The 19,834-nt window shown below is 40.7% G+C and carries 26 protein-coding genes and 1 pseudogene; 22 read left to right on the top strand and 5 right to left on the bottom strand.

The features are described from left to right. Nucleotides 1–159: 159 nt before the first annotated feature. On the bottom strand, nucleotides 160–546 hold the full coding sequence (locus DVW06_RS11255) for a hypothetical protein (protein WP_003127198.1): 387 nt from the start codon (nucleotides 544–546) through the stop codon (nucleotides 160–162). Between the two features lie 264 nt (nucleotides 547–810). Here DVW06_RS11255 and purC point away from each other — a divergent pair, with 264 nt between their 5' ends. From purC to DVW06_RS11205, 10 genes and pseudogenes are all read left to right on the top strand, one after another. After that, complete coding sequence (gene purC / locus DVW06_RS11250; RefSeq protein ID WP_005472501.1) at nucleotides 811–1,533, top strand: phosphoribosylaminoimidazolesuccinocarboxamide synthase; 723 nt, start codon at nucleotides 811–813, stop codon at nucleotides 1,531–1,533. Continuing rightward, nucleotides 1,524–1,787 (top strand): phosphoribosylformylglycinamidine synthase subunit PurS, encoded by a 264-nt coding sequence (gene purS, locus DVW06_RS11245; protein WP_003127200.1) that lies wholly within the window; start codon nucleotides 1,524–1,526, stop codon nucleotides 1,785–1,787. The genes purC and purS overlap by 10 nt, the downstream gene beginning before the upstream one ends. After that, nucleotides 1,784–2,461 (top strand): phosphoribosylformylglycinamidine synthase subunit PurQ, encoded by a 678-nt coding sequence (purQ, locus tag DVW06_RS11240; RefSeq protein WP_003127201.1) that lies wholly within the window; start codon nucleotides 1,784–1,786, stop codon nucleotides 2,459–2,461. Before purS ends, purQ begins: the two co-directional genes overlap by 4 nt. After that, the gene (gene purL, locus DVW06_RS11235; protein ID WP_137264677.1) at nucleotides 2,454–4,682 is read left to right on the top strand and encodes a phosphoribosylformylglycinamidine synthase subunit PurL; all 2,229 of its coding nucleotides are present in this window, start codon (nucleotides 2,454–2,456) and stop codon (nucleotides 4,680–4,682) included. The genes purQ and purL overlap by 8 nt, the downstream gene beginning before the upstream one ends. Continuing rightward, entirely contained in the window at nucleotides 4,667–6,088 is a 1,422-nt protein-coding gene (gene purF, locus DVW06_RS11230) for an amidophosphoribosyltransferase (protein WP_005472504.1), read from the top strand. The genes purL and purF overlap by 16 nt, the downstream gene beginning before the upstream one ends. A 21-nt stretch (nucleotides 6,089–6,109) precedes the next feature. Then, complete coding sequence (purM, locus tag DVW06_RS11225; RefSeq protein ID WP_005472505.1) at nucleotides 6,110–7,156, top strand: phosphoribosylformylglycinamidine cyclo-ligase; 1,047 nt, start codon at nucleotides 6,110–6,112, stop codon at nucleotides 7,154–7,156. Next, nucleotides 7,153–7,734, top strand: a complete 582-nt coding sequence (gene purN, locus DVW06_RS11220; RefSeq protein ID WP_113849833.1) for a phosphoribosylglycinamide formyltransferase — start codon at nucleotides 7,153–7,155, stop codon at nucleotides 7,732–7,734. The genes purM and purN overlap by 4 nt, the downstream gene beginning before the upstream one ends. Further along, on the top strand, nucleotides 7,731–9,269 hold the full coding sequence (purH, locus tag DVW06_RS11215) for a bifunctional phosphoribosylaminoimidazolecarboxamide formyltransferase/IMP cyclohydrolase (protein ID WP_060814869.1): 1,539 nt from the start codon (nucleotides 7,731–7,733) through the stop codon (nucleotides 9,267–9,269). The genes purN and purH overlap by 4 nt, the downstream gene beginning before the upstream one ends. A 25-nt stretch (nucleotides 9,270–9,294) precedes the next feature. Next, entirely contained in the window at nucleotides 9,295–10,548 is a 1,254-nt protein-coding gene (gene purD / locus DVW06_RS11210; RefSeq protein ID WP_003127208.1) for a phosphoribosylamine--glycine ligase, read from the top strand. A gap of 136 nt (nucleotides 10,549–10,684) precedes the next feature. After that, nucleotides 10,685–11,488 (top strand): annotated as a pseudogene (locus DVW06_RS11205) (aldo/keto reductase); the annotation flags it as partial. Here the strand turns inward: DVW06_RS11205 and DVW06_RS11200 are convergent. From DVW06_RS11200 to DVW06_RS11190, 3 genes are all read right to left on the bottom strand, one after another. Next, on the bottom strand, nucleotides 11,488–12,888 hold the full coding sequence (locus DVW06_RS11200; protein WP_137264676.1) for a recombinase family protein: 1,401 nt from the start codon (nucleotides 12,886–12,888) through the stop codon (nucleotides 11,488–11,490). The pseudogene DVW06_RS11205 and the gene DVW06_RS11200 overlap by 1 nt on opposite strands. Before the next feature lie 93 nt (nucleotides 12,889–12,981). After that, entirely contained in the window at nucleotides 12,982–13,425 is a 444-nt protein-coding gene (locus tag DVW06_RS11195; RefSeq protein ID WP_137264675.1) for a hypothetical protein, read from the bottom strand. 92 nt (nucleotides 13,426–13,517) lie between these two features. Continuing rightward, a complete protein-coding gene (locus tag DVW06_RS11190) occupies nucleotides 13,518–14,168 on the bottom strand; it encodes a helix-turn-helix domain-containing protein (protein WP_137264674.1) in 651 nt (216 codons plus the stop codon). A gap of 157 nt (nucleotides 14,169–14,325) precedes the next feature. Here DVW06_RS11190 and DVW06_RS11185 point away from each other — a divergent pair, with 157 nt between their 5' ends. From DVW06_RS11185 to DVW06_RS11180, 3 genes are read left to right on the top strand one after another with little or no spacing between them, the layout of a single operon-like run. Continuing rightward, nucleotides 14,326–14,568: an XRE family transcriptional regulator gene (locus DVW06_RS11185; protein WP_137264673.1), complete on the top strand. Its 243-nt coding sequence runs from the start codon at nucleotides 14,326–14,328 to the stop codon at nucleotides 14,566–14,568. Between the two features lie 15 nt (nucleotides 14,569–14,583). Continuing rightward, the gene (locus DVW06_RS17085) at nucleotides 14,584–14,730 is read left to right on the top strand and encodes a hypothetical protein (protein ID WP_161569485.1); all 147 of its coding nucleotides are present in this window, start codon (nucleotides 14,584–14,586) and stop codon (nucleotides 14,728–14,730) included. Continuing rightward, the gene (locus DVW06_RS11180; protein WP_137264672.1) at nucleotides 14,730–14,948 is read left to right on the top strand and encodes a hypothetical protein; all 219 of its coding nucleotides are present in this window, start codon (nucleotides 14,730–14,732) and stop codon (nucleotides 14,946–14,948) included. The genes DVW06_RS17085 and DVW06_RS11180 overlap by 1 nt, the downstream gene beginning before the upstream one ends. A gap of 70 nt (nucleotides 14,949–15,018) precedes the next feature. On the opposite strand, the gene DVW06_RS11175 is transcribed toward DVW06_RS11180, so the two are convergent. Continuing rightward, entirely contained in the window at nucleotides 15,019–15,408 is a 390-nt protein-coding gene (locus DVW06_RS11175) for a hypothetical protein (protein ID WP_137264671.1), read from the bottom strand. A 48-nt stretch (nucleotides 15,409–15,456) separates the two neighbouring features. Between DVW06_RS11175 and DVW06_RS11170 the strand changes: the two genes are divergently transcribed. The 9 genes from DVW06_RS11170 to DVW06_RS11140 all read left to right on the top strand — a co-directional run bounded on the left by DVW06_RS11170 (nucleotide 15,457) and on the right by DVW06_RS11140 (nucleotide 19,828). Next, a complete protein-coding gene (locus DVW06_RS11170; RefSeq protein ID WP_137264670.1) occupies nucleotides 15,457–15,888 on the top strand; it encodes a hypothetical protein in 432 nt (143 codons plus the stop codon). Next, a complete protein-coding gene (locus tag DVW06_RS17690) occupies nucleotides 15,885–16,007 on the top strand; it encodes a hypothetical protein (protein ID WP_255324147.1) in 123 nt (40 codons plus the stop codon). Before DVW06_RS11170 ends, DVW06_RS17690 begins: the two co-directional genes overlap by 4 nt. After that, on the top strand, nucleotides 16,004–16,141 hold the full coding sequence (locus DVW06_RS17215; RefSeq protein ID WP_174784177.1) for a hypothetical protein: 138 nt from the start codon (nucleotides 16,004–16,006) through the stop codon (nucleotides 16,139–16,141). Before DVW06_RS17690 ends, DVW06_RS17215 begins: the two co-directional genes overlap by 4 nt. A 117-nt stretch (nucleotides 16,142–16,258) precedes the next feature. Continuing rightward, nucleotides 16,259–16,477 carry a hypothetical protein gene (locus tag DVW06_RS11165; RefSeq protein ID WP_137264669.1) on the top strand — a complete coding sequence of 73 codons (219 nt, stop codon included), beginning with the start codon at nucleotides 16,259–16,261 and terminating at the stop codon, nucleotides 16,475–16,477. 34 nt (nucleotides 16,478–16,511) lie between these two features. Further along, a complete protein-coding gene (locus tag DVW06_RS11160) occupies nucleotides 16,512–16,748 on the top strand; it encodes a hypothetical protein (protein WP_137264668.1) in 237 nt (78 codons plus the stop codon). Next, the gene (locus tag DVW06_RS11155) at nucleotides 16,749–17,219 is read left to right on the top strand and encodes a siphovirus Gp157 family protein (RefSeq protein ID WP_137264667.1); all 471 of its coding nucleotides are present in this window, start codon (nucleotides 16,749–16,751) and stop codon (nucleotides 17,217–17,219) included. A gap of 14 nt (nucleotides 17,220–17,233) precedes the next feature. Next, a complete protein-coding gene (locus tag DVW06_RS11150; RefSeq protein WP_238696182.1) occupies nucleotides 17,234–17,965 on the top strand; it encodes an AAA family ATPase in 732 nt (243 codons plus the stop codon). After that, entirely contained in the window at nucleotides 17,962–19,302 is a 1,341-nt protein-coding gene (locus tag DVW06_RS11145) for a DEAD/DEAH box helicase (protein WP_137264666.1), read from the top strand. The genes DVW06_RS11150 and DVW06_RS11145 overlap by 4 nt, the downstream gene beginning before the upstream one ends. A gap of 25 nt (nucleotides 19,303–19,327) precedes the next feature. Continuing rightward, on the top strand, nucleotides 19,328–19,828 hold the full coding sequence (locus DVW06_RS11140; protein ID WP_137264665.1) for a DUF669 domain-containing protein: 501 nt from the start codon (nucleotides 19,328–19,330) through the stop codon (nucleotides 19,826–19,828). The last annotated feature ends 6 nt before the right edge of the window (nucleotides 19,829–19,834 follow it).

Here is a 19,834-nt window from a genome sequence, read left to right as displayed (position 1 = left end):
ATCCTGCTGAAATTGCTTTCCTTTAAAATGATTCATCGTCATTCCTCCTGCTATCTTTTTCTATTATTCTACCTTATTTGATAGTAGATTTAAAACTTTGCAACAGAACCCAAAAAAACACCCTTAAAATCGCAATTTAGGCGTTTTTTAAGAGTGAGTTTAACTATTTATAAAATTAGGTTTTAAAGGAGTGAAAGTCTTTTCCTCATTGAGTAAGTTTAGCAAGACATCCAAAAAGGCAGTTTGCATTTCTTCCATATTGAAATAAATACGGAAACAATAGGTGTGTTTAAAGAAAGTCTGCTGATGGATTTGATGGATAATCAATTCTTCGTTTAATCCGTTTTTATATTGGAGTACCCGTTTTCGATGTTCGGAATAATGAGGCCGGGCATGTTTTTTGAATGGACTGAATAAATAAAAAGATGTCATTTGATTTGCGGTCAACACTTGTTGAACGGCAAGTAGTTCATTATGTAGCTGTTTTCTGTCGGTGTCCGATAAATGAGCGATAAATCGTTGCGCTTGATTTTTCAGTGACCACATGAATCAATTCCTCCTTGGAGATACCAATATTCACAAAATCAATATAACATGAAAAAAAATAAATGTAAACGCTTTATAGTGTGTGAACAAGTTGGAAATCTGCAGAACAAAAAATGATTTTAAGTTAAACACGAACGTTTAAAGAAAAATTAGTTGTTAATGTACATTATTTTGTTGACCCTTATTCTTTGCGTTGTTAGAATAGAAAACAACAAGAAGAGACTAAAAATCTATGTGAAAAAACTAACTTTTGTGAGGTGTCCGGTGGTGCAAGAACAATTGATTTACGAAGGGAAAGCAAAGAAACTCTTCAAGACTAGCAAAGATGAAGAGCTCCGTGTGGAGTATCTCGATCAGGCTACCGCGTTGAATGGATTGAAGAAAGATGCAGTTTCAGGAAAAGGAGCACTGAATAATCAGATTACCAGTCTTATTTTTCAAGAATTAGAAAAGCAGGGTATTCCAAGTCATTTTATCAAAATATTGTCTAAACACGAACAATTAGTTTGTGAAGTTGAAATGATCCCGTTGGAAATCGTCGTCCGTAATACGGCTGCCGGCAGCTTTTCTAAGCGCCTGGGAATTGCTGAAGGGGAGCAGCTGCCTTTTCCGATTATTGAATTTTATTACAAAGAAGACCGCTTAGACGATCCTTTCATCAATGAAGATCACATTCGTTATTTGGGAATCGCCACCCCTGAGGAAGTTGCTCAAATCAAAATGCTTGCTCGACAAATCAACACCGCATTGTGCCAACTCTTTGAGAAAATTAAGATCCACTTGGTCGACTTTAAAATTGAAGTCGGAAAAAGTGATGGGAAAATTCTTTTAGCGGATGAGATTTCGCCGGATACTTGTCGCTTATGGGATCTGACAACGAAAGAACATTTGGATAAAGATGTCTATCGTCGTGAAATCGGGGATCTGATTCCTGTTTATCAAGAAGTATTAAATCGCTTAGAAAAGGAGTATAGTTCATGTATTTAGTCAAAGTTTATGTCACTTATAAAGAGTCGGTCTTGGATCCTCAAGGAGAAGCAGTCAAAGGAGCGGTTCATCGTTTGGGGTATCAAAATGTCTCTGAAATACGTATTGGGAAATATTTTGAGATCAAAGTTACAGACAGCAACAAAGAATCAGTAGCGGCAGAAATTGAAGAAGTTTGTGACAAGTTACTGGCAAATGTCAATATGGAGACTTATCGTTATGAAATCATTGAGATGGAGGACAAGGAACAATGAAATTTGCAGTAATCGTTTTTCCTGGTTCGAATTGTGATGTCGATTTAATGTATGCCATCAAAGATGTGATGGGCGAAGAAGCCGAATATGTGTGGCATGACGAGACCTCGTTAGCTGGCTTTGATGGTGTATTGCTTCCAGGAGGTTTCTCCTACGGGGATTACCTTCGCTGCGGAGCCATCGCACGTTTCTCGAATATTATGGCAGAAGTCATTCGTTTTGCAGAAGAAGGAAAACCGGTCTTTGGTACGTGCAATGGCTTCCAGATCTTGACAGAAGCTGGCTTGCTGCCAGGGGTTTTACGCAGAAATGAATCGCTGCACTTTATTTGCAAGCCGGTACAGTTGCAAGTCAATAACCAGACGCCTTTTACCTCTGAATACCAGCAAGATGAACGGATCACGATCCCTGTCGCTCATGGAGAAGGAAATTACTATTGCGACGATCAAACCTACCAGGAACTGGAAGCCAATAACCAGATTGTCTTCCGTTATGTGGATAACGTTAACGGGAGTTTACATGGTATTGCCGGCATTTGCAACAAGGCAGGCAATGTTTTAGGGATGATGCCCCATCCTGAGCGGGCAATGGAAGAGTTGCTTGGCTCAAAGGATGGCAAGAAGTTCTTTGCGTCTTTATTGAAAAATTTCGGGAAGGTGCCAGTACATGAATAAAGCAATCATAGCAGAGCCAACACCACAGGAAATCAAAGAAACCAAGCTTTATCAACAATGGGGGCTCACTGATGAAGAATACCAAATGATTTCAGAAGAAATATTAGGTCGACTACCTAATTATACAGAAACGGGTCTCTTTTCAGTAATGTGGAGCGAACATTGTTCCTATAAAAATTCCAAGCCGGTCTTGCGCAAATTTCCAACCGAAGGCCCGCAAGTTTTACAAGGGCCAGGCGAAGGAGCGGGAATCGTCGATATTGGTGATGGCCAAGCAGTTGTCTTTAAAGCGGAAAGTCATAACCATCCTTCGGCCGTGGAGCCTTATGAAGGCGCCGCAACCGGCGTCGGTGGGATTATTCGTGATATTTTCAGTATGGGGGCGCGGCCCATCGCGATCCTAGATTCGTTGCGTTTTGGCGAATTGACGAATGAGCGGACCAAATACCTTTTAGAAGAAGTCGTGGCAGGAATCAGCGGCTATGGAAATTGTATCGGAATCCCTACAGTCGGTGGTGAAGTTGCCTTCGATGCCTGTTACGAAGGGAATCCATTGGTCAATGCGATGTGTGTCGGTTTGATCGACCACAAAGATATTCAAAAAGGACAGGCCAAAGGCGTTGGTAACATAATCATGTATGTGGGAGCAAAAACAGGTAGAGACGGGATCCATGGTGCAACATTTGCTTCCGAGGAGTTCGTGGAGGGAGAAGAACAGCAGCGCTCGGCTGTCCAAGTAGGAGACCCCTTCATGGAAAAATTGTTATTAGAAGCTTGTCTTGAGCTGATCCTTGAACATTCAGACAGTTTGATCGGTATTCAGGACATGGGGGCAGCCGGTCTCGTTTCTTCCAGTTCTGAAATGGCTTCAAAAGCTGGTTCAGGATTAAAACTTTATTTAGATGATGTACCGCAACGAGAAACTGGTATGACACCTTATGAAATGATGCTATCAGAATCCCAGGAGCGGATGCTGATCTGTGTGAAACAAGGACATGAAGCAGAAGTTGAAGCGTTGTTTCAAAAATACGGATTGGAAGCGGTAGTGATTGGTGAAGTAACCGATGATGGTGCGTATCGCTTGTACCATCAGGGAAAAGAAGTTGCCAATTTACCTGTTGATGCTTTGGCAGAAGATGCGCCAACTTATCATAAAGAAAAAGCAGAACCTGCTAGAATCCAAGCATTTCGTCAACAGCCTGATTTTGAACCAGTCATTGATGATGCAACAGCAGTCTTTTTACAATTGTTGCAGCAACCCACGATTGCTTCAAAAAAATCGATTTTTGAAACCTATGATTCTCAAGTGAGAACCAATACCGTTGTTGGCCCAGGAAGTGACGCTGCAGTCCTGCGGATCAAAGGGACCAACAAAGCTTTAGCTATGACCACGGACTGTAATGCTCGCTACTTGTACCTTGATCCTGAACGAGGTGGACAGATTGCTGTAGCAGAAGCAGCTCGCAATATTGTTGCTTCTGGGGGACGACCACTAGCGATCACAGACTGTCTCAACTATGGCTCGCCGGATAAACCAGAAGGCTTTTGGGAGTTATGGACATCGGCAGAAGGGATTGCCAAAGCTTGTGAAATTCTAGAAACTCCTGTTATTTCAGGTAATGTTTCGCTGTATAATGAAACCAACGGGCAGGCAATCTATCCAACACCAATGATTGGTATGGTAGGGCTGATTGAAAAGGTCGAACATATCACCACACAACATTTCCAGACACCGGAGGATTTGATTTATTTGATTGGAGAAACGAAGGCCGACTTTAACGGCAGTGAACTCCAAAAATTACAAAATGGGTCGATCAATGGCCGTTTGATGGCATTTGATCTATTAGAAGAAAAACAGAATCAGGCAATCGTCTTATCTGCGATCCAGGCTGGACTTGTAAAAAGTGCCCATGACTGTGCAGAAGGCGGATTAGCTGTTGCATTAGCTGAATCTGCGTTTAAGAAGAATGTCGGTATATCTGTTCAACTAGATTTGCCGCAATCTTGGCTTTTTTCAGAAACACAAACGCGATTTGTGCTGTCCATTGCTCCAGAAAATCAAACCGCTTTTGAAGCTTTGGCAGGTGATAGCGCTTGTCTCATCGGAAAAGTTACAGCAGAACCGCAACTAAAAATCCAAGGTAGCGATGGAATGATCGTAGTGGAAACAGCCTTAGCACGTAAGAAATGGGAGGAAGCAATTCCATGTCTATTGAAGTAAAAAGCTTGAATGAAGAATGCGGGGTTTTTGGTGTCTGGGGTCACCCAGATGCTGCCCGAGTTACTTATTTTGGCTTGCACAGTTTACAGCATCGGGGACAAGAAGGCGCTGGGATCGTCGCAAATCAGCAAGGCAAGCTTGTCGGTCATCGAGATCTTGGCTTATTGGCAGAAGTTTTTTCCGATGAACGACTTCTTCAACGATTGACAGGTGAAGCAGCAATCGGACATGTTCGCTATGCTACTGCAGGCAATGGCAGCGTCGATAATATCCAACCTTTTCTTTTTAAGTTTTTTGATCAGCAGATTGGGTTGGCGCACAACGGGAACTTAACCAATGCCAAGAGTTTGCGGAAATCACTTGAGTCTGAAGGAGCCATTTTTCATTCAAATTCAGATACCGAAATTTTGATGCATCTGATTCGCCGCAGTGGTCAAGCGAATTTGCTGGATCGCATCAAAGAAGCGCTGAATCAAGTGAAAGGTGGATTTGCCTATCTTTTGCTGACAGAAGATGCGATGATCGCTGCTCTTGATCCAAATGGATTTCGGCCACTCTCGTTAGGAAAAATGGTCAATGGTGCTTATGTGATTGCTTCAGAGACTTGTGCTTTAGAAGTGATCGGAGCTGAATTTGTTCGAGATATCTGTCCTGGGGAAGTTGTCATTGTGGATCAAGCGGGCTACCGTGTTGAAACATATACGGAAGAAGTCCAACCAGCGATTTGCTCAATGGAATTCATTTATTTTGCACGACCAGATTCGAATATTGCCGGCGTCAATGTCCATACTGCACGAAAAAATATGGGACGTAATCTTGCCCAAGAAGCACCGATCGAAGCAGATATGGTGATCGGTGTACCGAACTCATCCTTATCGGCCGCCAGCGGGTTTGCAGAAGAATCTGGCATTCCTTACGAATTAGGATTAGTCAAAAATCAATACATTGCACGAACATTTATCCAGCCCACTCAAGAATTACGGGAACAAGGCGTTCGGATGAAGCTTTCTGCCGTCCGCGGTGTGGTTGAAGGAAAAAAAGTGATCATGGTGGATGACTCGATCGTTCGCGGCACTACTAGCCGACGAATCGTTCAATTGTTAAAAGAAGCCGGTGCCAAAGAAGTTCACGTTCGGATTGCTTCACCGCCATTAAGATATCCTTGTTTTTACGGAATCGATATTCAGACGCGGAAAGAACTGATCGCTGCTCGGCAAAGTGTCGAAGAAATTCGCCAAACGATCGGTGCCGATTCGTTGGCTTTTCTCAGTGAGACTGGCTTGATCGAAGCAATCGGGTTAGATTTAGACGCCCCCTATTCTGGATTGTGCATGGCCTATTTCAATGGTGATTATCCTACACCGCTTTATGATTATGAAGAAAGCTATTTAGCGTCGCTCGAATAAATGGTACAGGAGGAACTCAAAGTGGCAAATGCTTATGCAAAGGCTGGTGTTGATGTGAACGCCGGGTATGAAGTCGTTGATCGAATCAAAAAACATGTCAAAAGAACAGAACGGTTAGGTGTAATGGGTGCCATCGGTGGCTTTGGCGGCTGTTTTGATTTGTCAAACTATCCGCTGAAAGAACCAGTGCTGGTATCCGGTACTGATGGTGTAGGAACGAAATTATTAGTAGCGATCCAACAAAATCAACACCAAACGATTGGAATCGATTGTGTTGCGATGTGTGTCAATGATATTGTCGCTCAAGGAGCAGAACCGATCTATTTTTTGGATTATGTCGCAGTGGGCAAGAATGATCCCGAAAAAATCGAACAAATTATCGCCGGGGTTGCAGAGGGCTGCGTTCAGTCGGGAGCGGCTCTGATAGGCGGTGAAACAGCAGAAATGCCAGGGATGTACTCGGAAGAGGACTATGACTTGGCTGGTTTTGCGGTGGGAATTGTTGAAAAATCTCGTCTGATCACGGGAGCATCGATTGAACCGGGACATTTTCTGATCGGGCTGCCTGCTTCTGGTATCCATTCAAACGGGTATTCATTGGTTCGCAAGATCTTTTTTGAACAGCAAGGTTTTCAAATGGCAGAGAAGTTGCCGGAATTAGGCGGAAAAACTCTCGGAGAAGAATTGTTAACACCAACGAGAATCTACGTATCCGCTGTACTGCCGTTACTTGAAAAACAATTAATTGACGGTATCTCGCATATCACGGGTGGCGGCTTTATCGAGAATATTCCCCGGATGTTGCCGCCGCAGACAACAGCAGAAATCACACTGGGAACGTGGCCGCAACTGCCGATTTTTGAGGCTCTAGCTTCTTATGGAAAAATCCCGGCCCATGAAATGTATGAGATCTTCAATATGGGGATTGGGATGGTTCTTGCTGTTGCACCAGAGAAGAAAGAACAAGTGCTAGCTTTGTTAAACGAGCAGAATGAAGCAGCTTACGTTATTGGTAAAGTAACGGAGGCTCAAGAACATGCGGTTCTTTTACAAGGAGATCCGCTATGAGGATCGCTGTTTTTGCATCAGGAAACGGCAGTAATTTTACCGCAATTGCCGATGCGATTAGAGGAGAAGAACTCAAAGGGGCTACATTAGCGCTGCTGTTCTCAGATAATGCCGCCGCATTTGTCTTGGAACGGGCTAAAGACGCGGGGGTACCGATATTGCAGTTATCCCCGCAGAAATTTCCTTCGAAAGCAGCGTTCGAAGCCGCACTGTTGAACGAGTTGGCGGAACATTCGATTGAGCTGATCGTTTTGGCAGGCTATATGCGGATCGTTGGACCTACGTTGCTAGCCGCTTTTCCCAATAGAATCATCAATCTGCATCCCTCATTGCTGCCTAGTTTTCCTGGAAAATCCGGTATTGCCGATGCCTTTCATTATGGAGTGAAGGTGACTGGGATCACCATTCATTACGTTGACAGTGGTATCGATACGGGGCCGATCATTGCGCAAGAAGTGGTACGTATCGAATCGGAAGATACATTAGAAAGCTTAGAAGCAAAGATCCATCAATTAGAGCATCGAGTCTATCCAGCGGTCATAGCTGAAATCATTCATAAAGGAGACCATCAATCGTGAAAAAAAGAGCGTTGATCAGTGTGTCAGATAAACAAGGGATCGTATCTTTTGCCAAAAATTTAGTACAAAACGGCTACGAAATCATTTCGACAGGAGGGACAAAATCTGCTCTGGAAGCGGCTGGTCTTGAACCGATTGCGATAGAAACGGTCACAGGATTTCCCGAAATGATGGACGGACGTGTCAAAACATTGCATCCAAAGATCCACGGTGGTTTGCTGGGTCGCCGGGACCTGCCTGAACATTTAGCAGCAATGGAAAAACATGACATTGCGCCGATCGATCTGGTTGTTGTCAACCTTTATCCTTTTAAGGAAACGATTGCCCAAGCGGATGTGACAGAAGAGCAAGCCATTGAGAATATCGATATCGGTGGACCAAGCATGCTGCGCTCCGCTGCAAAAAACTTTGCTGCAGTGACAGTGATCGTTGATCCTAAAGATTATCCCCTCATTCTAGATGAATTGACGGAAACCGGTCAGACGCAGCTTGCCACGCGCAAACGCTTAGCGGCTAAAGTATTTCGCCATACAGCAGCTTATGACGCCTTGATCGCCGATTATTTGACAAAAGCAGTTGAAGAATCTGAACCGGAGAAGTTGACACTGACGTATGAATTGAAACAAACGTTGCGCTACGGAGAAAATAGCCATCAAACTGCTGCTTTTTATCAAGATGCATTGCCAGTTCCTTATTCGATCGCTAGTGCAAAACAACTTCACGGCAAAGAATTGTCCTACAACAACATCAAAGATGCGGATGCCGCTTTGCGAATCGCAAAAGAATTTACGGAACCCACTGCAGTCGCTCTTAAACATATGAATCCTTGTGGTATCGGAACAGCGACGACGATTTTTGACGCTTTTGAACGGGCATACGAAGCAGATCCAGTTTCGATTTTTGGAGGAATCATCGTATTGAATCGCCCCGTTGATGAAGCAACAGCTGCTGCATTGCATCAAATATTTCTTGAGATCGTGATTGCGCCTGCTTTTGAACCAGCGGCGCTGGATATTTTGACGAAGAAGAAAAACATTCGCTTGATGACGTTAGATTTTGTAGCAAATCCTGTCGAAACAGAAATGGTCTCTGTATTAGGTGGTTTATTAGTTCAAGAACAAGATACATTAGCAGAATCTCCTAAGGATTGGACGGTCGTAACGAAACGTCAGCCTAGCAAGAATGAGTTGGAAGCAATGGCTTTTGCTTGGAAAGCGGTAAAACATGTCAAATCAAATGCCATCGTTTTAGCGAACCAATATCAAACAGTTGGAATTGGTGCTGGCCAAATGAATCGCGTGGGTTCTGTAAAAATCGCCATTGAACAAGCTGCTGAAGCTGGAAAATTAACGGATGCAGTTTTAGCTAGCGATGCGTTCTTCCCAATGGATGATAGCGTGGAATATGCTGCAAAACGGGGAATCAAGGCAATCATTCAACCTGGAGGCAGTATTAAAGACCAAGCGTCTATCGAAATGGCAGATCAATACGGAGTAGCGATGATCTTTACTGGCGTTCGGCATTTTAGACATTAAAAGACATTAAATTCAGGAGGAGCAGATGAAGCTTTTAGTTATTGGTAGTGGTGGTAGAGAACATGCAATCGCCAAAAAATTACTCGCAGATCCGATCGTAGAAACAGTCTACTGCGCGAAAGGGAATCCGGGCATGGTCAGCGATGGCATTCAGGTAGTTGCTATCCCAGAAACAGACCATCAAAGCTTGATCGCGTTTGCAAAAGAGATGGCCATCGATTGGACCTTTGTAGGCCCTGAAGTTCCTTTGCTTAATGGCATCGTTGATGATTTCCAAGCTGCAGGATTGAACATTTTTGGCCCAAATAAAGCAGCGGCGATGATTGAAGGTTCGAAGGAATTTGCCAAAGAATTGATGGCAAAATATCAGATTCCAACCGCTGAATACCAGTCTTTTGTAGATAGTGAAAAAGCGAAAGCGTATATCCAAGAAAAAGGTGCCCCAATCGTAATCAAAGCAGACGGTTTAGCTGCTGGAAAAGGGGTCGTTGTCGCAGCAACAGTGGATCAGGCACTGGCTGCGGTAGAAGAAATGTTGGAAGAACAAAAATTTGGTCAAAGTGGTGCCAAAGTTGTGATCGAAGATTTTCTGGAAGGAGAAGAGTTTTCGCTGCTGGCTTTTGTTCATGAAGAGCAAGTTTATCCCATGGTGATTGCGCAAGATCATAAACGAGCGTTTGATGGGGATGAAGGACCGAATACTGGTGGAATGGGAGCTTACTCTCCTGTTCCGCAAATTCCTCAGTCAATGATCGATCAAGCAATCGAGACGGTTTTGATCCCGGCTGCTACAGGAATGATTGATCAAGGAACACCCTTTACGGGTATTTTATATGCGGGGCTGATTGCCACAGTTGAAGGACCTAAAGTGATTGAATTCAATGCTCGTTTTGGAGATCCAGAGACGCAAGTCGTTTTGAGTCGGCTAACGAGTGGGTTAGCTCAGATTATTGATGCATTGCTCAATGGAAGACAGCCGGAGATTACTTGGGATCAGCAGTTTTCTGTTGGTGTGGTCGTGGCGGCTGAAGGGTATCCAGAAACCTATCAACAGGGAATGATCATTCCGCAAAAAGCGGCTGAAGATGTTCAACTGTTTTATGCAGGGGTTGCTGAAAGAGCAGGAGAATTGGTGGCAGCAGGCGGGCGAGTATTTTTAGCGGAAGGGCAAGGTGCTTCTTTGGAGGAAGCGCAAAAGAAAGTTTACCAAGCGCTAGCAAAAATGCCTTTGAACAAGATGTTTTATCGAAAAGATATTGGTGCCAAAGCATTAAAGTAACCGCAACTTCTCTTTGGTTCCATCGTTTAAACAAAAGATCGCTGATGAGAGAACAGCGATCTTTTTTTCTTAAAAAGAGGTAGCGTTTTCAAACGGATATGCTAAAATAGAAGAGCAAACAGAGGAGGAAAAATACGTGAAAAAAATTAAATTTGGTTCAACCGATTTAGAAATTTCAAGTGTCATTTTGGGATTGATGCGAATCAATAATGCAAAAGATCCTGTAGCTGTACTGACGACAGCAATCGAGAATGGTATTACTTTCTTTGATCATGCAGATATCTATGGCGGTGGCGAATGCGAAAGTATTTTTGCAGATGCCCTTGCACAAACCGAATATAAAAGGGAAGATCTTTTCATTCAATCGAAATGTGGTATCGTCCCAGGGAAAATGTTCGATTTTTCGAAAGAACACATTATTAAATCCGTTGAAGGCAGTTTGAAACGCTTGAAAATGGATTATCTTGACGCGTTGCTGTTGCATCGCCCGGATACGTTAGTGGAGCCCGAAGAAGTCGCTGCTGCTTTCGACGAGCTGGAAAAAGCGGGAAAAGTTAAGTATTTTGGAGTCAGCAATCAAAATCCTGGTCAAATCGAATTGTTGAAAAAATATGTCTCTCAACCATTGCTGGCCAATCAATTGCAATTTGGCATCATGCATACTGGAATGATCGATCGAGGCATCCATGTCAATATGACGGATAGCGGCAGTGTCGATCATGATGGCGGAATTCTTGAGTATTCTCGGCTGAATGATATGACGATCCAAGCGTGGTCGCCATACCAATATGGATTCTTTGAAGGTGTCTTCATCGGAAATGAGAAATTCCCAGAACTGAATGCAAAACTGGAAGAATTGGCTGAGAAGTATCAAACGACTGCGACAGGAATCGCATCTGCTTGGATTCTACGGCACCCAGCAAATATGCAGGTGATTGCTTAAATGGTCACATAAAAGTATATAGTAATTTCATCGTCAACAACCTCGATCTTTTCAATAATATTTTCTATCAAGCTCCGCCTGGTAGAAAAATCCATTTCTTCAAATTTATCAACTAACTCTTCTAATGATTTTTCAAACTCTTCTTTATCTTTTTTGCTCACCGTCTGATTCAACTGTGATTCTAATTTTTCTATTTTCTCTTTAAGCTCATCGGTTTTATTATCTAAGATATTTGTGGATATTTTATCTGATAGATACAAATCTAATAACTTTGATTGCTGAGCGTTAAGTCGGGCGATTTCTCTAATGATAGGTTTATTATCTACTTCGTTATTATCTTCTTTTAAAGCAAACTTAGAATTTTCTGCTCTTTTTTTTATTTCACTCATAATTGCTGCGTCCAAAAAATCGCAACGATAAGATTTACCGGAACAAGTCCAACCGTATTTTTGTTTATGCTTGTAAGTCCTGCACGAGCAACGATAATACTTGTGTTTATATTTTTTTCCGTTGGCAGTTCTAACGCTCTCATATCCATTGTAAGGCTTTCCGCACTTGTGGCATACAATTAGTCCCGAAAATAAATAACTGTGGTTAAACGCATTGCTGTGAGGTCTATTGCTTATTAACCGCTGAACTTTGTTGAAATCTTTTGTAGAAACGATAGGTTCGTGTTTAGCATCATATACTTTGTTTTGATATTTCTGTTTTCCGCAATAATAATGAGATTGAAGCCTTCTTCTGACGGTAGAGTCCATGAAGCTATCTTCAAAAACAGGGAATTCTTTTTTCAATACAGAAACAACCTTATTTATCGCTTGCCCGCTTAAAAAAAGTTCAAACATTCGTTTAACAGCTAATGCTTGTGTTTCTTGAATTTCTAATTCGCCTGTAATTTGATTGTATTCATATCCAAATGGAACATTACCGCCGCCCATGTAATAACCACGCTTCACACGTTCGAGTTTCCCCATTGACATGCGTTCAGTAATGTTATCACGCTCCAATTGGGCGAAAACCGAAAGTATCCCGATCATTGCACGACCGAAAGAGGTGGTAGTATCAAAACTTTCTTGCATACTGATGAAGTCAACGTTGTTTTTTAGAAATACATCCTCAATCAAATACATCGTGTTCTTTTGGCTACGAGATAGGCGGTCAAGTTTGTAAACGATGACGACATCTATTTTATTGCTTTCGATATCTTCGATCATTTCATTAAGTGCCGGTCGTTCAAGTTTAGCTCCGGAAAAAGCCGCATCTGTATAGGTCTTGAACACTTTATAATCTTTTGCTAATGCATAAGCGTTGAGTTTTTCTGTCTGCGCTTCGATCGAGTATCCTTCTTTTTCTTGTTGAGGAGTGGAAACTCGAATATATAAGCCCGCTTTTTTCATTGTATCAACTCCTATTTATTGTTAAAATAGGCATAGGGAATAAGCCTATCGTTTATTGCTTGGCACGCCATTCTGTGAGGGGAGGGCGTTTTTTTATTTATCACTTTCTAATGGTGTGTCAATTGTATTTGATTCATCCATAGGAGTTTGAAAGTAGATGACAGAATAATCACTGGCATTTTTTAATGAGTAAAGCATCGTGAATTCATATTTTTTATCTTGATACGTGAAATTCCCGATTGTGTTATAAAGATTTTTGTATTCTTCGCCAGTTTCGGCATTTTTATCATCTGGCATTTGATAAACTTTAAAAGAGTCATCGGTAAAATTAACCTTAAAATTGTCTATTTTATATCGTTCTTCCAAGACCTTTTCAACGATGACTGAGGCAGTTGCCTTATCATCGTCATTTGTTTCTTTTACTGTCGAATTTGTTTCACTGTAATCTTTAGACTCTTTTGTACTGTCCGAGCTTCCGCAAGCTCCTAAAATAAAAATACTAGTTGCCACCAATAAAGCCAATCCTATTTTTTTCATTTCTTCCCCTCATTTCGTTTGATATAATTAATATACGATATTCTCATAAATGAGTAACCCTAGCCGCAGCGCCAACTACGACTGGGGTATTTTTATAGCACCACTACACCAAAAATTTTGAAGTCATCTGTCTCACTGATAAGTATATCTTTATAATCCTTGTTAAGACTCACTAATTTGTTGCCTGACAGCTTTTTAACATAAGCGTCACTGTTTACACGACAAATCACTATTTGACCGTCACGAGCTTCTGAGGTGCCTTTTACAAAGATTATTTGTTTATCGTCAAAAAGTGGGGTCATGCTATTACCGTTTACCCTTACAGCAAAGTCGTGTTCCGGAACTTCGCCATTAAACTCAACTTCTTCTTCATTCGATTCTAACCACTCGCCTGAACCAGCTGAAACATAGCCCTTTATCATGATTGATATTTTTGACTTGCGTTGTTGTTCTTTAAGCTGATATTCAGCAAAGTTGTAGACTTTTGTTTGTCTTGGTTTTTCTAATTGATTGTAGATTGTTTCAATAGAAGGAACATTATCGTCTTCCCAACCCATTAAAAAAGCTGGGGTCGTTTTCAAAATTTCTGCAATATCACCAAGAATATTAGTAGGCAATTTTTCGATATCGCCTTTTTCATATCTAAAGATAGTAGATCTAGAAACTCCAAGCTTTTCCGCAACGACATCAGCGCTTAATTTTAATTCCTTTCGCCTTAGTTTTATTCTCTCACCTATATCCATTTCTTTCACCTCTTGAATATATTATAAATCACATGTTGCAAAAACGCAACAAATTAAAATCGCAATAATGCAACTTTCGTATTGACTAATATATTTTCGGGTGGTATATTTGGTTCAACAAGTCGCGATAATGCGACAAAAGAAAGGAGTGAGGTTCATGATCAACACAAACAAGTTAAAAGGTCTAATCGTAGAACGGGGTACTACTCAACAAGCAGTAGCAGATTCAATCGGAATCGATCGAAGTACTTTTTATCGAAAAATGAAAAAAGGTGGAGATTTCTCGATTGAAGAAGCAAAAAAAATGAAGCAAGAAATCCCGCTAACTGATCAAGAAGCAATCGAAATTTTTTTTGGAGGAAAAGTCGCATTTACGCTACAAAACAAACAAAAAGCATAAGAAGGAGGCTGCCTAATGACAACAACGATATATCCCAATGGAATCAAAATCCACTGTGTTTGGCAAGATGGCACTCACATGAAAGAAGGGGAAAAGATTCCTTTGGAAATTCAGAAAAAAGCTGTTCAATCGGTTTTGAAGATGATGAAGGAGGAAAAATAATGGAATTTGAGAACGTAAAAGATGCGCTAAAAAGTGCAATGGAGTATGCCGAATCATCAAATTTACAAGTAGACGGAAAGCCAGCAACTTACGAGGACTTTCAAGAGCTGATGAAAGAGCATATCTATGCTATTGCAGATTTGTTGGGTATTGATGAAGTGGCCGATCGCAACTGGAGTATTGGATTAAAAATAACCCCACGCGGAAGGAGGGGCTAGGGTGATAAACATTGTTGGATTGATCGTATTCTTAATTATTTTGTTTTCTTTTCCATCTATAACAAGGTGGCTACTCTCTCTTATAAAGGATAGAAAATAAAGCAACGAATGAAATAAAAGCTGTGACAGTCATAAATTGTTCAGTATTCAAAGTCCACATCAGGGCGTAAATGGTTGAGACTGACAGTGCTACTCCTGCAAATCTTGATTGATCGAAACCAATGGGGTCCTTCTTGAAAATGAGAATTGATGTGATCTTAGCGATATACAACGTTAAAAGAACTCCTAAATTATATGATGATAAAACTGTGACTAAATTCCACCAGTTAACTTTTAACAGTTCATATAGGAATGCATCTTGGACAAAATAATCTTTAATCAATAGTTGGATTAGCAAAAGTGGAAATGTTGAACAAACTAATATTATTGTAAGCACTAAATATTTTCCGATTTTCTTCAAAAAGAGCACCACCAGTTTTTAAACAATTATACCAAAGGAGCAAACACATTGAAAAACAAACTAGCAAAAACAACAGCAATCATCGGACTAGCACTAGGTAGCGGCGTTATCGGCTACGCAGCAAGCAACGCATTTCAAGATTTGGACACGATCAAAGAAAATTTCAACACTGTTCTGCAATACGGACAAACCAAATCACAGCGTGTGTCAGAACTCGAATCACAGCTATCCGACAACACTCGCACACAGGAGCAGCTGAAGGCAGAAATTGAGCAAATCAAATCGGACAAGCAAAAAGAAATTGAAGCCAAACAACGCGAAATCGAACAAAAGCAACAGGAGATTGCTACAAAGCAACAGGAAGCCGATAGCTTGCGTCAACAACTGTCCACAGTGCAAAACGACAAGGAACAGCTAGAACAGCGTGTGAGCGAATTAAGACAGTATACGGATCAAAAAGTAGGGGAGTTGGGGAAATGATTAAAAGAATCACTATATCAGTTGAAGAAGATAGTGGATCGAAAATGCAGCATACCGTCTCAACAAAAGAAGAAGCGCTCGCTTTGATTGATCGATACTTCAAGGAGGAGTCAGCATGAATAAAAAATGGCTAGCAAGTCTAAATAGAAATCACTTTTACAAAGCACGCCAACTCCAAGCAATTTCATATTTGAGCATTGGTTTAAACATCGTACTTTTGTTAACACTGATTTGGATCATGGGGGTTAAGTAGTATGACCAGAGCTGAAGCGCTACGTATCGGCAGAATCATTGCTGATCGTGGATATAGATACGAGAAACCAATTAGCTAAACAGAATATTGAACGAATGAAGAAACGGAGGGGAATTTATGAGTAAAGTCATACGTGTATCGGACAAAGTGCAAAGAAACGAATCAGAGCTTTCGCTTCATGACATGCACGGAGAGTTAGTGTTGATCGCACAAAATAAACAGGACAAAGAAACCGTGGCTATCTATCTTGACGACAGACAAATATTTAGACTCATCCAACATCTAACTAAATACCTTATGTATACAAAAAAAGACCGACTAGCCGGCAAGCTTTAGTCAGTCAGAAAATACATCTTAAGGAGATTATACCATGAGAATAGCTATTGACACAATCGGGCGTATTCATCTAATTGACGGATACAAACCTTATGGATCGATCGTTTTCGATATTGATAAGAAGAACGATCGAGTAGGTGTTTATCAGGACAGCGACAACGAGGTTGTCCGCACGCAATTTGAAACTATTGAAGAATCAGCTGAATTTGGTCGAGAAGAACTGATTCAAGGGTTAGAGCAAGTAATTGAAGAATTGAAGGAGGTCCTTTGAGTGAAACTATATGAATTAACTGGTGCATTTAATCAAGTTGCAGACATGCTGGAATATGATTCAGAAAATGCAGCGATTATTGACACGTTGGAATCAATTGACCTAGCTATTGAAGAAAAAGCAGACGGTTATGCTAAGTTGATCCGCAATCAAGAAGCTTCAAGCAAAGCATTTGATGAAGAAATCAAGCGAATGAAAGAGCGTAAGCAAGCGGTCGACAATAATGTTAAGCGAATGAAATTAAGCTTACAAAATGCAATGGTAGAAATTGGCAAAACGAAATTTAAAACAGATTTATTTAGTTTCAACATTCAAAAAAATCAACCTAGCGTCGAGATTATTGACGAAACGTTAGTGCCAGAAATATTCAAAAAAGTCACTATCGATTTTGATAAAACCGCAATCAAGAAAGCAGAAGAAGATGTTCCTGGTGTCGAAATCAAGCAATCGGAAAGTTTGAGGATACGATGACTTGGGCAGATGATATGGGTTTTTATGAACCCCCAGAGGAAGTTATCGAAGAAAGGAATTCAATAATGAAAATCCAAAAAGCTAGTGAAATGAAAAAAAGTGATCGGTTTAAGGCAATGATATACGCAGAACCAGGAGCAGGGAAAACGACAACGCTTAAATATTTAGAAGGTAAAACTCTTGTTTTAGATATTGATGGTACCTCCAGAGTGTTAGCTGGTATTGAGAATATTGATGTTGTGGAAATTGATCCAACAAACGTAGCAAAAGAAATGATTGAGTTTTACGGATACGCGAAAGCTCATAGTGATGAATATGACAATATTGTTTTGGATAATTTAAGCCACTATCAAAAGCTTTGGTTTATGGAAAAAGGCAAACACACAAAATCTGGACAACCAGAACTTCAGCATTATGGGGTGTTTGATACACACTTGATTGAACTGATATCCACATTCAATGCATTAAATACGAATGTAGTTTATACGGCTTGGGAAACGACCAGACAAATCCAATTAGAAAGCGGGCAACTATACAATCAATTCTTGCCAGACATCAGAGAGAAAGTAGTCAATCATATTATGGGAATCATTCCATTGGTGGCTAGGCTGGTTCGAAATCCTGAAACCAAGCAACGTGGATTCATTCTTCAAAAATCAAATGGAACATTCGCAAAAAATCAATTGGACCAAAGAGAAGGTTGCCTTCAAGAAAATATCTTCAAAATCGGAAGTGATGATGATTGACCTTTGAATTATACGACTATCAGGAAGATTTGATAAAGAGGGCTAGAGAGTCTTTTATCAATGGCTATCGCGCTCCTTGTATCGTTTCTCCATGCGGTTCAGGCAAAAGTGTAGTGATTGCAGAAATCGCTCGTAAGACAACATTAAAGGGCAATCAGGTATTGTTCTTAGTCCACAGAAAGGAATTAATTGACCAAATAAAAAGCACCTTTGAAACACATGGTGTGGATATGAGATTTGTAGTTTTCGGAATGGTCCAAACGATCGTTAGAAAGTTAGGAAAAATAAGAAAACCTAAATTAATCATAACCGATGAAAACCATCACAGTTTAGCTAGTAGCTATAAAAAAATTTACGAATACTATTCAGATGTCCAACGAATAGGCTTTACCGCAACACCAGTCAGATTAAACGGTAGCGGTTTGGGAGATGTCAACGATTTGTTGATAGAGGGAGTATCAGTTAAATGGTTGATTGAAAATAAACGACTAACTCCATTTAAATACTATGCACCAGCGCTGATCGATACTTCAGTTTTAAAAATGAATTCTATGTCTGAATTCTCAAAAGGCAGTATAGATAAAGCATTGGAACAAAAAGCTATATACGGTGATGTTATCAAGCATTATAAAAAACTAGCTGAAGGTGAGCAGGCGATCGTATATTGCCACAGTATAGAGTCTAGCGAAAAGACTAGAGATTTATTTATCGAATCAGGATACCAAGCAGCACATATTGACGGAAAAACGAATAAACAGGAACGTGATTCAATTATTGAAAAGTTTCGTAATCACGATATTAAAATTCTGACAAATGTTGATTTGATCGGTGAGGGATTCGATGTTCCAGATTGCTCAACAGTCATAATGCTAAGGCCCACTAAATCGCTCTCGCTGTTCATCCAGCAAGCCATGAGAGGGATGCGTTACAAACCAAATAAAATATCTACAATCATTGATCACGTAGGTAATGTGAATGAACACGGATTACCAGATATGCCTAGGCAATGGAGCCTATCAAGTAAAAAAAGCAGAAAGAAAGAGGATGTCATACCTATTAAGGAATGTCCTAACTGTTTTGGAACTTATGCAAGTGAAGTTGGAAATATTTGTCCTTATTGTGGGCATGAGATACCGAAAGAAGAGCGTTCTGCAAACCTTGAAACAATTGAAGGTGCAGAACTACAAGAAATAAAAATTGATCTAGATACAGGAAAGTATGCAGCAATGGAACCAGAAGAAGCTGAGAGTGTCAGCGATTTATACAAAATGGCTGATGCTAGAGGTTATAAAAAAGGCTGGGCATTCTTTCAAGCCAAAAGACTAAACCTACTATAAAAAAAACAGAAAGAGGTAATTAACTATGACAGGATTTAACTTAGATTTCAACGACAAATTTGAAGGCGGCGGAATTACAGACGGAGTTTATGAAGTGATCGTAAATATCGCGACTGAAGATGCAACAAAAAGCGGAACAGAATACGCACAATTAGATTTGATCATCCGTAACGATGTGCAACAAAAGCACCAAAATCAACATATCTTTCATAAAATTTGGAAGAAAAAAGACACAGGCAAATACAATTTCCAAATGTTTAACACTTTAGGTTGGGCTTTTCGCTTAGACGAAGGGAAGTCATATGGAAGTATTGACGACTTATTACAAGATTTCTTTATGAAAACCGCTAAGGTGACCGTTAAAAACGAGCAATCAGAATTTAACGGAAAAACTTATGACAACTTGAATGTAAAACGGTGGGAACAGTCGGCTTTCCCAAATATTCAACATCAATTCAAAGATAGCAGTAAACCAAATGATTTCTCAGGCAGCAGCATCGAGATCAATGATGATTTGCCATTCTAATTAAAG

The organism is Enterococcus sp. ARL09-542 (assembly GCF_005234805.1).
Taxonomy (GTDB): domain Bacteria; phylum Bacillota; class Bacilli; order Lactobacillales; family Enterococcaceae; genus Enterococcus_D; species Enterococcus_D gallinarum.
This window is presented reverse-complemented; position numbering and strand designations above follow the sequence as displayed.